Origin of the sequence: Sulfitobacter maritimus, from assembly GCF_013346665.1 — a bacterium.
Classification (GTDB): Bacteria; Pseudomonadota; Alphaproteobacteria; order Rhodobacterales; family Rhodobacteraceae; genus Sulfitobacter; species Sulfitobacter maritimus.
The window spans coordinates 551,296-564,318 of record NZ_JABVBB010000021.1 but is presented as its reverse complement, the minus strand read 5'-3'; the positions used below and the strand labels follow the sequence as shown (position 1 = coordinate 564,318).

Here is a 13,023-nt window from a genome sequence, read left to right as displayed (position 1 = left end):
CCAAGATCAATGGGGCGGGGATCAGGCGGCGTCTTGGCTCTCGCCCAAATAGGCTTCGCGGACCTTGGGGTGGCCCTTGATCCGGTCGGGCGTGTCTTCGACCAGCGGGGTGCCTTGGGCCAACACGGTGATGCGCTCGGCCAGCGAAAAGACCACATGCATGTCATGCTCGATGATGGCGATGGTGATGTCGCGCTCGTCTTTGATCTGTTTCAGCAGGTCGATGGTGTTGTTGGTATCGGCCCGCGCCATGCCTGCGGTGGGTTCATCCAAGAGTAGCAAGCGAGGGTCTTGGGCAAGGCACATGGCAATCTCCAACCGCCGCTTGTCCCCGCGCGACATGGAGGCCGCGTGCATGTGCCGCTTGTCGATCATGTTCATGTCGCGCAGCATTTCTTCGGCCTTGTCGATCATGTCCCGCTGGCCCACGATGCGCGACCAACCGTTGAGCTGAAAGGCCCCGTCGCGTTTGGCCAAGCAGGGGATCAGCATGTTCTCCATCACCGTGAGATCACCAAAGATCTCGGGTGTCTGGAACACCCGGCTGATGCCCATCTGATTGATTTCATAGGGTTTGCGCCCAAGCACGGACTGCCCATCGAACATGACCGAGCCGGTGTCGGGGATCAGCTTGCCCACCAGACAATTCAGCAGCGTGGATTTACCCGCTCCGTTGGGGCCGATGATCGCATGGACGGAGTTCTCCGCCACGCTCAGGTTGACATCGCTCAGCGCCTGCAGCCCGCCAAAGCGCTTGCCGACGTTTTTGACTTCGAGAATGGCCATGATGTCTCTCCTATTCTGCGGCTTCGCTGCGTTGTTGGGCGGCATCGGATTCAACCGAGCCTGCGTTGTGGTCCTTGCGGCGGAAGACGCGGCCCAGACGTTGCCCACCTTCGACCAGCCCACCGGGCAGGAAGATCACGACCAGCATGAACAAGAGGCCCAGCGTGAGGTGCCAGCCCTTGCCGACGAAGGGGTGGATGATCGCAACCATCGCGTCTTCGATCCCGTCGGGCATGAAGGCGAACCAGCCGTGCAAGACGTTGTCGTTGATCTTGGCAAAGATGTTTTCAAAGTATTTGATGAAGCCCGCGCCCAGCACCGGCCCGATCAAGGTGCCCGCGCCGCCGAGGATCGTCATCAGCACCACTTCGCCAGAGGCCGTCCACTGCATCCGCTCGGCCCCCGCGAGCGGGTCCATGGCGGCGAGCAGGCCACCGGCGAGACCGGCATACATGCCTGAGATGACAAAGGCCGCCAGCGTGTAGGGGCGCGTGTTCAGCCCAGTGTAGTTCATCCGCTGCTGGTTCGATTTCACCGCCCGCAGCATCATGCCGAAAGGTGAGCGGAAGATGCGGATGGCCAGATAGAAGGCGAGGATTAGGAAAGCTGCGCAGAAGTAGTAGCCGACCGAGAAGGTAAAGGTCCAACCGCCGAAGAACAGCGTCGTCGAAGAGTTCATCGCCGCGCCAAAAAGGTTCGGAAAGGCAGGTGCCGAAGCGGATTGAAGGTACTGCGGGTCAGAGGTGTAGATCTGTAGCCCCGTTTCACCATTGGTGATCGGCGTCAGCACCGAATAGGCGAGGTTAAACGACATCTGCGCGAAGGCCAGCGTGAGGATGGAAAAGTAGATCCCCGACCGTCGCAGGCTGATGAAGCCGATGAGCGCCGAGAACAGCCCTGCCATGATTACGGCCAGCACCAGCGCGGGCACGACGTTGTAGCTCAGCAGTTTGAACATCCAGACGGCGGAGTAGGAGCCGACCCCCAGAAAGGCCGCATGGCCAAAGGAGAGGTATCCGGTCAGGCCAAAGAGGATGTTAAACCCGATCGCAAAGATGCCAAAGATCACGAAGCGTTGCATCAGGTCGGGGTAGCCCGCGTTGAACTGTGCCATGGCAGAGTTTGCGGGGAAGGGGTTGAGGATGAAGGGGGCAAAGAGCGTGAGAACGATCACGACCCCCAAAAGAAACGTATCGCGTTTTTCCAGTCCGAACATGGCTTATTCCTCCATCACGCCGCGGCGACCCATCAGACCGCGCGGGCGGACCAGCAGGATCACGATGGCAACGACGTAGATGATGATCTGGTCGATACCGTAGATGATGTTCTTGATTTCATTCATGGAGGCTAGGCTTTCGAGGATGCCCAGAAGGAACCCTGCTAGCACCGCGCCGGGCAGTGACCCCATGCCGCCGACCACGACGACGACGAAGCTCAGCACCAGAAAATCCATGCCCATGTGATAGTTGGGCGAGTTGATTGGCGCATACATGACGCCCGCGAGACCTGCGACTGCGGCGGCGATGCCGAACATGATGGTAAAGCGGCGGTCGATGTCGATGCCCAGAAGGCCCACGGTTTCACGGTCCGCCATACCAGCGCGGACGACCATGCCGAAGGTTGTGAATTGCAGGAAAGCAAAGACGGCGGCGATGATGACGGTGGAAAAGCCGAAATAGACCAGACGCCAGTAGGGGTAGGCGAGCGAGGTGTCCAAGCCCAAGAGGGGGGCGAAGTCGAAGCTGCCTCTGAACACATCAGGGGCAGGTGTGGGGATCGGGTTGGCGCCGTAGAAATACTTGACCACTTCCTGCAGCACGATGGCGAGGCCGAAGGTCACGAGGATTTGGTCCGCATGGGGGCGTTTGTAGAAATGCTTGATCAACCCGCGTTCCATGATGAAGCCAATGAGCAGCATCACCGGGATCGCGAACAGGATCGCCAGCGGCACCGACCAGTCGATAATGGCCTGTCCCATCTCGGGGCCGAACCAGTTCTCAACATAGGGCGTTTTGACCTTCAGCGGATTGCCCAGAAAGTCTTTCTGGGTCTCGTCGATGGTCTCAACACTCAGCGTCAGAAGTCGCTGTAGCGTGACCGAGCAGAAGGCCCCGATCATAAACAGCGCCCCATGGGCAAAGTTGACCACGCCAAGCGTGCCAAAGATCAATGTAAGCCCAAGCGCGATCAGCGCATAGGCCGAGCCCTTGTCGAGCCCGTTAAGTATTTGCAGAAGAACAGCGTCCATGGACCCCACCTGTAAGGGATGCGTTCACATGAGGGCGGGCCTCATGTGGTGAAAGGGGGCGCGCCGATGCAGCGCGCCCGCGAGGTTCAACAGATCAAGCGCCCGGGTTGCACTTGCCCAACTCGCCCCCGGCGAACATTGGGTGATCAGGCGCATATTCGACCTGCGCACGTGGCGTGACTTCGACAATCTCCAACGTGTCGTATTCGTTGGTCGGGTTTTCCTTGCCCTTCATGACCAGCACGTCTTTGAAACACTGGTGGTCGTCGCCACGGTACAGCACCGGACCATTGCCCAGACCGTCGAACTCGAAATCCTCAAGCGCTTCAACAACACCGCAGGGGTTGAAGGTGCCCGCACGTTCCACCGCATCCGCATAGAGCAGCGTCTGCACGTAGCAGGTGTGCGCGGAGTTGGAGGGTGGACGGCCATATTTCTCGCCGAAGGATTTCACGAAGGCTTTGGAGCCTTCATCTTGCAACTGCCAGTTCCAGTTCATCGAGCCAATAACGCCCTGCACGTTGGACCCGGCACCGGCGGCCATCAGCTCGGAGTAGAGCGGCACGACAATTTCGAACTTCTTGCCGTTCACTTCCTTGTCCAAGAGGCCGAACTGCACCGCGTTTGTCAGCGAGTTCACCATGTTGCCGCCGTAGTGGTTCAGCACCAGAACATCGGCACCAGAGTTCAGCACCGGCGCGATGTAGGAGCTGAAGTCGGTCGAGGCCAGCGGCGTCAGCACGTTGTTGACGGTTTCCCAGCCCATTGCTTCGGTCGCGGCGGCGATAGATTCCTGCTGGGTCCAGCCCCATGTGTAATCCGCCGTCAGATGGTAGGCGCGGCGGTCCTCGCCATAGGCGTTCTTCAACACCGGGGCGAGGGCGGCGGCGGACATGTAACCGTTAAAGAAGTGGCGGAAGCCATTGGCCTTTTTGTCTTTGCCTGTGGTGTCGTTCGAGTGGGTCAGACCGGCCATGAAGATCACGCCCGCTTCTTGGCACAGACCCTGAACCGCCACGGCCACGCCCGAGGACGAGCCGCCGTTGATCATCACCGCGCCATCTTTTTCGATCATCGCCTTGGCCGAAGCGCGGGCGGCGTCGGATTTGGTCTGGGTGTCGCCGGTGACATATTCGACCTTCTTGCCCAGAATGCCGTTCCCTTTCAGCGCTTTGGAGCTGAAGGTGTTCATCATGCCGCCGTCGCCTTCACCGTTAAGGTGTTCAACCGCAAGCTCCTGCGCGCGCAACTCGTCCAGACCCTCTTCGGCATAGGGGCCAGTTTGGGGCACGTTAAAGCCCAGTGTGACGGTGCTGCCCGTGGGCGCGTTGGTGAAGCCCGTGTGATTTTCGGCCCGCAGATAGGTCGGCAGCGCCAATCCTGCACCGGCAACCGCGCCGGTCTGGATCAGCCCGCGGCGTGTCAGTTTCGTAAACGACATGAAGTCCTCCCATGTTTTTATGAGCCATGGCAGCGGAACCTCCCCCCGGTGCCACGGCGCGCAAGAATGCAAAGAAACTATGGCGCGGAAACTGAAAACCGATCAATAAGGCGCTTGAAGGAAACGATATTTCTGTAAATATGTTCGCAATATTCACGCTGAGTTTGTAAAGAATATGATATTGCGCCGCAGAAAGACGTTGAAATTGCCTGTGAATTCTAAGGCGGGAGCGTGACATGCGTGAAGGGTTGACCGGCAGTCGCATCCGTGAGCGGCGGGTGATGGCGGGGCTGAAACAGGCCGAACTGGCCCAGCAGATCGGCATATCGGCAAGCTATCTAAACCTTATTGAGCACAACCGGCGCAGAATCGGCGGCAAACTTCTGCTGAATATCGCCCAGGCTTTGCAGGTTGAGCCGCAAGCGCTGACCGAGGGGGCGGAGGCCGCCTTGATCGCCGCTTTGCGCGAAGCTGCGGGGGAGATCGGGTTGGCCGAAGCGGAGGCCGACCGCGCCGATGAATTTGCCGGGCGTTTTCCCGGTTGGGCCAAAGTGTTGGCCGCTTGTCGGCGCCGGATCGCAGCACTGGAACAGACGGTAGAAGCGCTTTCAGACCGTCTGGCCCATGATCCGCAATTGGCGACCTCAATGCATGAATTGCTCAGCACCGCCGCCGCGATCCGGTCAACAGCGGCGATTTTGACCGAGACCGATAGTCTGCAGCCCGAATGGCGCGACCGGTTTCAAGCCAATATCCACCAAGACAGCCGCCGCCTGTCCGACAGCGCACAGGCGCTGGTGACCTATTTTGACAACGCAGCCGAGACCCGAGAGGTGGCCCATTCTCCGCAGGCGGAAGTGGAGAGCTTTCTTGCCGCCCATGACTACCGCTTTGCGCCACTTGAGCAGGCCCAGACCCCTCAGGAAGCCATTGCACGACTGGTGGCAGAGGCCGAAACGCTCAAGAGCAAGGCCGCGCAGCATATCGCGACGGGCGTCTTACAGCAGATCGCGCGAGATGCGGCGGCTCTGCCGCTTGCGCAGTTAGAGCAGACGGTGGCCACGCAGGGACATGACCCGGCAGAAATCGCGCAGGCTTTAGGCCAACCTGTGGGCCGCGTGTTGCGGCGGCTGGCATCCTTGCCCGATCTTGGGGCGGGGCTGGTGGTCTGTGACCGTTCGGGCAGCGTGACCTTTGCCAAATCCATCGCGGGGTTCACGGTGCCGCGTTTTGGCGCTTGCTGCCCGCTCTGGCCGCTGTTTGCTGTGCTGGGACAGCCGGGGCTGGTGATGAAATCCCGCGTCGCCCAGATGGGACGCGGACAGGCAGAGTTTGAGGCGATTGCAACCTGTGAGGTTCAGGCCGCGCCTGCCTATAACACCCCGCCGCTCAGCCAATCGGTGATGTTGCTGCTGCCCGTGCCTTCGGGGGTCGCATCGGCGCAGCCGTTGGGGGCCACCTGCCGCATCTGCCCGATCACGGATTGCCAAGCGCGGCGCGAGCCTTCGATCCTGCGCGACGGCATTTAGCGAGGGCGCAGGCAGTTTTTGACAGGGCTGGCAAACCGTTGCATGCTTTGCCCCGGTGTGCAGGTCGCGCAACAAGACGCGACCACGGCACCGAGGGGGAGACTATTTGCCGATGAGCAAACTCGTAGTGTTGGTGGAGGATGAGGTAAACATCGCTGAGGCCATCCGCTTTTTGCTGAGCCAAGAGGGCTGGCGGGTGGAGACGCTCGCCAATGGGTCCGGCGCGGTCGAGGTGATCCGCAAGGCTGCGCCTGATCTGGTGATGCTGGATGTGATGCTGCCCGGCAAAAGCGGGTTCGAAATTCTTGATGAGTTGCGCGGCGATCCGGCGATGGGCGATCTGCCGGTGTTGATGCTCACCGCGCGTGGCCAGAGCCGAGACCGCGCAATGGCTGCAAAAGCCGGGGTCAGTCGGTTCATGACCAAACCTTTCTCCAATGCCGAGATGCTGGACGCAGTGCGCGACCTGATCGCACGCTAAGCCGCCATGCCCCGCTCGCCGATCTTTCTGGAAAAGCGCAGTTATCGCCGGCGGCGAATGATGGATGCGGTGCGGTTGCTGCCGTTTCTGGGGGTGATGCTATGGATGGTACCGCTGCTATGGCCTGTGCCAGAGGCCACCACGCCGACCGCTCCGGTAATGCCGATGAGCGTGGCGCTGCGCTATGTCTTTGGCGTCTGGCTGCTGCTAATCCTTGCCAGCTGGGCGCTGTGGCGCCGCACGCGAGATGTCGCATCGGCTGAGGCTCCAGACCCGACAGTAGAGCCGCGCTGATGGTGTCGCTTAACCAACTTGTCGCGGTTTGCCTGATGTATGTGGCGGGGCTGTTCATCGTCGCTTTCGCCGCCGAACGCGCAGCGCTACGAGGGCGGGGCGGCTGGCTGCTGCGCTCGCCGCTGGTTTATACGCTGTCACTGTCGATCTATTGCACCGCTTGGACGTTCTACGGGGCGGTGGGCTATGCCGCGCGGTCGGGGTTGGAATATGTGACCATCTATCTCGGCCCGTCGCTGGTGATGATTGGCTGGTGGTGGGGCTTGCGGCGGCTGGTGCGGATCGGGCGCAGCCACCGCGTGACCTCTATCGCGGACCTGATCTCATCCCGTTATGGCAAGTCCAACACGCTGGCGATTGTGGTGACGCTGATGGCGGTGATCGGGGTTACACCCTATATCGCACTGCAATTACAATCGGTTATCCTTGCCCTGTCGATCTTTGCCGCGCCAGAGATGCCGCTGGCAGAGGCGGGGGGGGATGTGATTAACCGCGGCCAAGCTGCGCTGTGGGTGGCAGCGGGGCTGACGCTCTTTACGGTGCTGTTTGGCACGCGCAATCTGAACGTGAACGAGCGCCACCACGGTGTCGTCATCGCCATCGCCGTCGAAGCTGTCGTGAAACTTTTGGCGCTTATTGCCGTCGGCATCTATGTGATCTGGGGGCTGGCAGGCGGCTTGACCGAGACACTGGCCCGGATTGATGCGTCCGACATCGGCCAATGGGAGGTGCAGGGCAGCCGCTGGGCCGCGCTGACCGTGCTTTCGGGCGCGGCGCTTTTGTGTTTGCCCCGCATGTTTCAGGTCATGGTGGTTGAGAATGACGACGAGCGGCAATTGCAGATCGCGAGTTGGGCTTTTCCGCTTTACCTGATGCTGATGAGCCTTTTCGTTGTGCCAATCGCGGTGGTGGGGCTGGACCTGATGCCCGAAGGGTCAAACCCTGATTTGTTCGTCCTTAGCCTGCCGCTCAGCCAAGGGCAGAACGGGCTGGCGATGCTGTCCTTTCTGGGCGGGTTCTCCTCGGCCACGTCGATGGTGATCGTGGCGACGCTGGCGCTTTCTACCATGGTCAGCAATCACATTGTCATGCCGATCTGGCTGACGCTGCGGCGCGAGGGCGCCACACAGTCGGGCGATGTGCGCAATATCGTGATCCTTGCACGGCGGTTGTCGATCTTTTGCGTGGTGGGGCTGGGCTACCTTTATTACCGCGCCTCCGGTGGCAGCGGCGCGCTGGCGGCGATCGGCACGATCTCTTTCGGCGGGGTGGCGCAGTTTCTGCCCGCGATGTTGGGGGGCGTGCTGTGGCGCGGGGCGACGCGGACCGGCGCGCTCTGTGGCTTGGGAACGGGCTTTGTCCTGTGGGTCTATACCATGCTATTGCCGAGTTTCGGGGCGGACGCGGTATTGTCGAGCGCCACGCTGCAAGACGGGCTGTGGGGGCTGGCATGGCTGCGGCCCGAAGCGCTGTTTGGCATCACCGGGATTGATCCAACCGTTCATGCGGTGGTCTGGAGCCTTTCGCTCAATACCTTTGTTTTCGTCATGGTCTCGCTCTTTAGCTTTCCCGCCCCGCTGGAACGGCTCCAAGGCGCGCAGTTTGTGAATGTCTTTGACCACTCTGGTCCCGCGCGGGGGTGGACCGCTTCTGCAGCGGGCAGCGAAGACCTGATGATCATGGCGCAGCGTATCCTCGGCGCAGAGGAGGCGCAGGCGTTTTTCGCGCAAGAGGCGGCGCGGCAGGGCCACGGTGCGCGCCTGCCGGAGCCGACCCCGCGTTTTGTGCAGGCGCTGGAGCGCGAACTTGCAGCCTCTGTGGGGGCCGCGACTGCCCATGCGATGGTGGCGCAGATCGTCGGTGGCGCGTCGGTATCGGTCCACGACCTGCTCGCGGTGGCGGACGAATCTGCGCAGATGTTGGAGTACTCGAACCAATTGGAAACGAAGTCGCGGGAGCTGACAGAAACCGCCGCGCAACTGCGCACTGCGAATGAAAAACTGACGCAACTGTCCCTGCAAAAGGACAGTTTCCTCAGCCAGATTAGCCATGAACTGCGCACGCCGATGACGTCGATCCGGTCCTTTTCGGAAATCCTGCGTGACGCGCCGGGGCTCTCGGATGCCGACAAGAACCGCTACGCCTCAATCATTCACAGCGAAACGATCCGCCTGACCCGGCTGCTGGATGATCTGTTGGACCTTTCTGTGCTAGAAAACGGCCAAGTCACCCTGAACCAGCGTGACGGCAACCTGCGCGATCTGATTGATCTCGCCGTGACCACAGCGCAGGCCGGCACAGCCGACCCCTTGCAAGTGATACGCGACCCGCAGGCCGAAGATATCGTGCTGCACAGCGATCTCGACCGGCTGGTGCAGGTTTTTATCAATCTTGTCAGCAACGCGCGGAAATACTGCGCTGCTGAGGTGCCACAACTGGTCATCACGCCACATTTGGGACCGCATGGGCTGCGGATCGACTTTGTGGACAACGGGCAGGGGATTGACGCAGGCTCTGAGGCGCTGATCTTTGAGAAGTTCTCACGCATCACAGGTGAAGGCGACGGCGCGGGGCTGGGCCTCGCGATTTGCCGAGAGATCATGCACCGGTTGGGCGGAGAGATTAGCTTTCTGGGAGAGGTACCCGGCACGGCCTTTCGGGTGCAACTGCCAATGAGCGCGCTGCCGCAGATGCGCCAGTCTGCATAAAGCGGTTGGTAACCAATTATCGGCTAAACCCTCCGCCAAAGGGCCAAAGAAGGCCGGGTGGAGGCGATGGCAGAAGAGCAACTCGATACACAGACCGATGCAATGGCGGCCGCGTCAGACACGGCCACGCCTTTGCTGCGCCGCAAAGCACAGGCCGGACGTCAGGAACAGCAGGCCCGCGCCATGTCCTTGCCAAAGGCGATGCGGCTGACATTGGCGAAGGTGGCGGATGATCTGTTCGGCATGGCAATGGCAACCTTAGCCGTGCGGCTGGAGCAACGCGCGGGCAGCGACTTGGACGGGGTGTTTGATCCCGCAAGTTTGATGATCCTCTTGGACGGGCCAAATGGGCAACGCGGGGCGGTGACCTTTGATTCGATGCTGGTGGGCGCGCTGATCCAACAGCAGACGATGGGCCAGGTGCTGGCCGATCCCGGCGGGACCACGCGGGTGTTGACCGCGACCGATGCGGCGATCTGCGTGCCGTTTCTGGATGCCCTGCTGTCCCGCACCGCGACCCTGCCCGAAGTGCCGGAGGAACAAAAGTGGCTCGACGGTTACAAATTCGGTGCGCGGGCGGAGGATCCTCGGCTCGTCCTCATGGCGCTAGAGGCACCGAATTACCGTATTATGCGTGTGAGCATAGATATCGCGGGCGGCGTCCGGCAGGGGCAAATGACCCTCTGTCTGCCGCTGTTAGATGCCTCGGCCAGCCCGTTATCCCCAAACCCCCAGGAAGGCGAAGAGGCGGGGCCTGCGCCGAAGCTTTTGCTGGATAACGTGTTGGCGTTAAATGCGGAGCTCAACATTGCTCTGGCGCGGCTCAAACTGCCGTTGCGCGAGTTGGGCGCGCTGAAGGCGGGGGATGTGTTGCCGCTGCCCGGCAGTAGCTTTGAATCTGTCAACGTCCTGACCATGGCAGGGCGTAGCGTTGCGACTGGCGCATTGGGGCAGGTGGGCGGCCAGCGGGCCGTGCGTCTGACACGCCGTGCTGCCCCGCTGATGCAGCCGCGCCGCAGGGCAAGCGACCGGGCCGAGCTTGATTTGCCCGAAGTTCAGTTTGACCGACGCAGCCCGGATCAGAGTGAGCCTGCGATGAAGGTAGATCAGGCCGTACCGGACGGACCGTCACAGACTGCACCGCCCAAGCCCGCGGCTGCTAATCCGGACTTGTCTGACCCATCCGCCCTCCCGGATTTGCCGGACTTACCCGATATGTCTGACCTGCCGGGGTTTGGCGCAGATGATGAGTTCCCGGAACTGCCGAAACTGGATGTCGGCTGACCTGTCGCCATCTGCGCTTTAGGTGAAGCTCTGCCCCAGCATGGGGCGCATGCTCGCAAGGTCATACCCCGCTTTGGCCGCTGCTTCGACAATTGCGTCGCTGTCCATTTGGCCGGCCTGACCCAAGGCCCAAGCGATGGTGGAGCGGGTGCCAGAGGCACAATATGCAAGCACCACATCATCGGTTTCAACCCCAAGCGCGCGGTTGTTGGCGATGACCTCGGGCGTCATGGTCTGGTGGGTCAGCGGCTGTTCTGCAAAGGCGATCCCGGCGGCTTCGGCGGCATTGCGAAGAGCGGCGGCCTGATGGCTTGGCGGCACTTCGGCATCGGGGCGGTTGCACAGGATGCGGGTGATGCCCTGCGCGCGCAGGTCTTCCATGTCGCCCGGATCAATCTGCGGAGCAACGAAATAGCGGGGGGTAAGTTGGCGAATATCCATGAAGCGATTTAAGCAGATGCAGCGGGTCTGTCCAGCATGCTAGGCCTGCCGCGCGATCAGGCGAGCGAAATGCCCATGATCACCATCATCAAACCGATAACCGACAAGAACAATGCGCCCATGTTCAACGGCACGACCTTGCGCAACACCGCACGCATTGCTTCGTCATCCAATTGGGCGCGTTTGGCGCGGCTGACCTTGATTATGCACCAGCCAAGGCCCAACAGCCCCAAGAGGGACAGAGTGGCTCCGAGCCAGACCAGAAGGTCGAAAATTGTTGTATCTGCGCTTTCCATAGCGGCAGAGCTACGCCAATCGCGCGGGGGGGGCAAGTCCCGCTTGCGGGCGCGCCATGCAGGCTGTAGTCAAACCCGCCAGAGCCAGCCATTCCGTGAGGACTTCCCATGAGCGATACCAGCACCAATCCCGACGTTGTCGAATCCGAAGGTGATGCAACCTACCGCGTGACCGCCAATGAGCTGCGTCAGTTTGTCGAGCGGATCGAGCGGCTGGACGCGGAGAAAAAAGACCTTGCTGAGCAGCAAAAAGAGGTGATGGCCGAAGCCAAATCTCGTGGTTACGACACCAAGGTGCTGCGCAAGGTGATCGCGCTGCGCAAACGCGACAAGGACGACATCGCCGAAGAAGAGGCCGTGTTGGACATGTACAAGGAAGCACTTGGCATGTAAGCCCGCCGGGCTTTACGAGCGTCGCCAGTTGATAACAGCGCCCCCTCGCGGGCGCTGTTTTTGTTTGTGGCGGCACCCGCCCGATGACCATCCTGTTTTGAGCTTACCCGATATTAAGACACCCGCGCCTAGATTGGCCCGGTTATCAGTCGGGACGGGATATTGCATGGGCAGTTCGCAATTTAAACGTTGGATCGGGGGGGCCTTGATCTGGGTGCTCGCGCTTGTGGTGATGCTCACGCATCCCGCATTCGCGCAGGTGCAGTCGATCACAGCGCAAGGCAACGCGGCGAATAAGTTAAAGCTCGCCGACCGTCAGCGGTTATTGACCGAGCAGATGGGCCGATCGGTCTGTTTGGTGATGGGCGGCATTGATCCCGGCGCAGAATCGGACAAGGCGCGCGGCTCGGCGGATCTGTTTCATACCACCATGCGGGCATTGCGGACGGGGGATGAGAACATGGCGATTCTGCCCGAAGAAGATCCGGGGGTGCTGACGGCTTTAGACGCCGTTGCACCGATCTTCGCCACCTACCGTGCGGCAACGTTACAGGTAGGCGCGGGAGATTTGCACAGTGTTCCGGTGTCGCAGGTCATGCTGTTGAGCGATCCGTTGCTGGAGATGTCCAATGCACTGGTTGAGCGGGTACGCGCGGCCCATGGGAGCAAGGCGAACCGACAATTGTCCGATACGGTGGAGTTGGCGCGGCGTCAGACCATGCTTTCGCAAAAGCTTACCAAGGAAATATGTTTTGCCGCTTTGAACATCGACCGCCCTCGCATGCAACGACGGTTAAAGGAAACCTTGCAGGCTTTTGAAACCGCACAGGCAGCGTTGGAGCGCGGTAATATGGCGCGCGGTATTCTGAAACCCACGCCCGCCATGGCACGCAAGTTGAAAGCCGTGCGCGTTCTTTGGACCCCACTGGCAGAGATTGCAGATCAGGTCGCGGCGGGGGGGGACCTTGATCACGAGGCGCTCGAAGACATGATTGCACTTAGCAATAGGTTGCTTTTCAAAACCAAACAGGCCGCGCGAAGCTATGCAAAGCTGTAAGAGCGCTGGCGTGCTTGGCTGGCATCCAGAATTTCGCCGCCAACTGCCCATGACAAGGGCAAATC

The 13,023-nt window shown here is 60.8% G+C and carries 13 protein-coding genes; 7 read left to right on the top strand and 6 right to left on the bottom strand.

The window, feature by feature from the left end; all coding sequences use genetic code 11:
• Positions 1 to 21: 21 nt before the first annotated feature.
• The 4 genes from HTT03_RS04730 to HTT03_RS04715 all read right to left on the bottom strand — a co-directional run bounded on the left by HTT03_RS04730 (position 22) and on the right by HTT03_RS04715 (position 4,475).
• Positions 22 to 786: an ABC transporter ATP-binding protein gene (locus HTT03_RS04730; RefSeq protein WP_174858701.1), complete on the bottom strand. Its 765-nt coding sequence runs from the start codon at positions 784 to 786 to the stop codon at positions 22 to 24.
• Between the two features lie 10 nt (positions 787 to 796).
• Positions 797 to 2,002 (bottom strand): branched-chain amino acid ABC transporter permease, encoded by a 1,206-nt coding sequence (locus tag HTT03_RS04725; protein ID WP_174858700.1) that lies wholly within the window; start codon positions 2,000 to 2,002, stop codon positions 797 to 799.
• A 3-nt stretch (positions 2,003 to 2,005) separates the two neighbouring features.
• Entirely contained in the window at positions 2,006 to 3,034 is a 1,029-nt protein-coding gene (locus HTT03_RS04720) for a branched-chain amino acid ABC transporter permease (protein WP_174858699.1), read from the bottom strand.
• A gap of 94 nt (positions 3,035 to 3,128) precedes the next feature.
• On the bottom strand, positions 3,129 to 4,475 hold the full coding sequence (locus HTT03_RS04715) for a substrate-binding protein (protein WP_174858698.1): 1,347 nt from the start codon (positions 4,473 to 4,475) through the stop codon (positions 3,129 to 3,131).
• Positions 4,476 to 4,711: 236 nt separating this feature from the next.
• On the opposite strand from HTT03_RS04715, the gene HTT03_RS04710 reads away from it, so the two are divergent.
• The 5 genes from HTT03_RS04710 to HTT03_RS04690 all read left to right on the top strand — a co-directional run bounded on the left by HTT03_RS04710 (position 4,712) and on the right by HTT03_RS04690 (position 10,771).
• A complete protein-coding gene (locus tag HTT03_RS04710) occupies positions 4,712 to 6,004 on the top strand; it encodes a helix-turn-helix domain-containing protein (protein WP_174858697.1) in 1,293 nt (430 codons plus the stop codon).
• 112 nt (positions 6,005 to 6,116) lie between these two features.
• Entirely contained in the window at positions 6,117 to 6,485 is a 369-nt protein-coding gene (locus HTT03_RS04705; RefSeq protein ID WP_174858696.1) for a response regulator transcription factor, read from the top strand.
• Positions 6,486 to 6,491: 6 nt separating this feature from the next.
• Positions 6,492 to 6,779 (top strand): hypothetical protein, encoded by a 288-nt coding sequence (locus tag HTT03_RS04700; RefSeq protein ID WP_174858695.1) that lies wholly within the window; start codon positions 6,492 to 6,494, stop codon positions 6,777 to 6,779.
• On the top strand, positions 6,779 to 9,487 hold the full coding sequence (locus HTT03_RS04695; protein ID WP_174858694.1) for an ATP-binding protein: 2,709 nt from the start codon (positions 6,779 to 6,781) through the stop codon (positions 9,485 to 9,487). The genes HTT03_RS04700 and HTT03_RS04695 overlap by 1 nt, the downstream gene beginning before the upstream one ends.
• Positions 9,488 to 9,553: 66 nt before the next feature.
• Positions 9,554 to 10,771, top strand: coding sequence for a flagellar motor switch protein FliM (locus HTT03_RS04690; RefSeq protein ID WP_174858693.1), 1,218 nt, complete (start codon positions 9,554 to 9,556; stop codon positions 10,769 to 10,771).
• An 18-nt stretch (positions 10,772 to 10,789) separates the two neighbouring features.
• Here the strand turns inward: HTT03_RS04690 and HTT03_RS04685 are convergent, their stop codons facing one another.
• Positions 10,790 to 11,212, bottom strand: a complete 423-nt coding sequence (locus tag HTT03_RS04685; RefSeq protein WP_174858692.1) for a protein tyrosine phosphatase family protein — start codon at positions 11,210 to 11,212, stop codon at positions 10,790 to 10,792.
• A gap of 56 nt (positions 11,213 to 11,268) precedes the next feature.
• Complete coding sequence (locus HTT03_RS04680; RefSeq protein WP_174858691.1) at positions 11,269 to 11,508, bottom strand: hypothetical protein; 240 nt, start codon at positions 11,506 to 11,508, stop codon at positions 11,269 to 11,271.
• Positions 11,509 to 11,616: 108 nt separating this feature from the next.
• Here HTT03_RS04680 and HTT03_RS04675 point away from each other — a divergent pair, with 108 nt between their 5' ends.
• Both HTT03_RS04675 and HTT03_RS04670 read left to right on the top strand, forming a co-directional pair.
• Complete coding sequence (locus HTT03_RS04675; RefSeq protein ID WP_174858690.1) at positions 11,617 to 11,901, top strand: DUF2312 domain-containing protein; 285 nt, start codon at positions 11,617 to 11,619, stop codon at positions 11,899 to 11,901.
• A gap of 166 nt (positions 11,902 to 12,067) precedes the next feature.
• Positions 12,068 to 12,958 (top strand): type IV pili methyl-accepting chemotaxis transducer N-terminal domain-containing protein, encoded by an 891-nt coding sequence (locus HTT03_RS04670; RefSeq protein ID WP_174858689.1) that lies wholly within the window; start codon positions 12,068 to 12,070, stop codon positions 12,956 to 12,958.
• Positions 12,959 to 13,023: the final 65 nt, after the last annotated feature.

Excerpts from the sequence above, each read along its gene's own strand:
- HTT03_RS04680 (WP_174858691.1), bottom strand. The coding sequence starts at position 11,508 with ATGGAAAGCGCAGATACAACAATTTTCGACCTTCTGGTCTGGCTCGGA.
- HTT03_RS04725 (WP_174858700.1), bottom strand. The coding sequence starts at position 2,002 with ATGTTCGGACTGGAAAAACGCGATACGTTTCTTTTGGGGGTCGTGATC.
- HTT03_RS04670 (WP_174858689.1), top strand. The coding sequence starts at position 12,068 with ATGGGCAGTTCGCAATTTAAACGTTGGATCGGGGGGGCCTTGATCTGG.
- HTT03_RS04715 (WP_174858698.1), bottom strand. The coding sequence starts at position 4,475 with ATGTCGTTTACGAAACTGACACGCCGCGGGCTGATCCAGACCGGCGCG.
- HTT03_RS04730 (WP_174858701.1), bottom strand. The coding sequence starts at position 786 with ATGGCCATTCTCGAAGTCAAAAACGTCGGCAAGCGCTTTGGCGGGCTG.
- HTT03_RS04685 (WP_174858692.1), bottom strand. The coding sequence starts at position 11,212 with ATGGATATTCGCCAACTTACCCCCCGCTATTTCGTTGCTCCGCAGATT.
- HTT03_RS04720 (WP_174858699.1), bottom strand. The coding sequence starts at position 3,034 with ATGGACGCTGTTCTTCTGCAAATACTTAACGGGCTCGACAAGGGCTCG.
- HTT03_RS04695 (WP_174858694.1), top strand. The coding sequence starts at position 6,779 with ATGGTGTCGCTTAACCAACTTGTCGCGGTTTGCCTGATGTATGTGGCG.
- HTT03_RS04705 (WP_174858696.1), top strand. The coding sequence starts at position 6,117 with ATGAGCAAACTCGTAGTGTTGGTGGAGGATGAGGTAAACATCGCTGAG.
- HTT03_RS04700 (WP_174858695.1), top strand. The coding sequence starts at position 6,492 with ATGCCCCGCTCGCCGATCTTTCTGGAAAAGCGCAGTTATCGCCGGCGG.
- HTT03_RS04675 (WP_174858690.1), top strand. The coding sequence starts at position 11,617 with ATGAGCGATACCAGCACCAATCCCGACGTTGTCGAATCCGAAGGTGAT.
- HTT03_RS04690 (WP_174858693.1), top strand. The coding sequence starts at position 9,554 with ATGGCAGAAGAGCAACTCGATACACAGACCGATGCAATGGCGGCCGCG.
- HTT03_RS04710 (WP_174858697.1), top strand. The coding sequence starts at position 4,712 with ATGCGTGAAGGGTTGACCGGCAGTCGCATCCGTGAGCGGCGGGTGATG.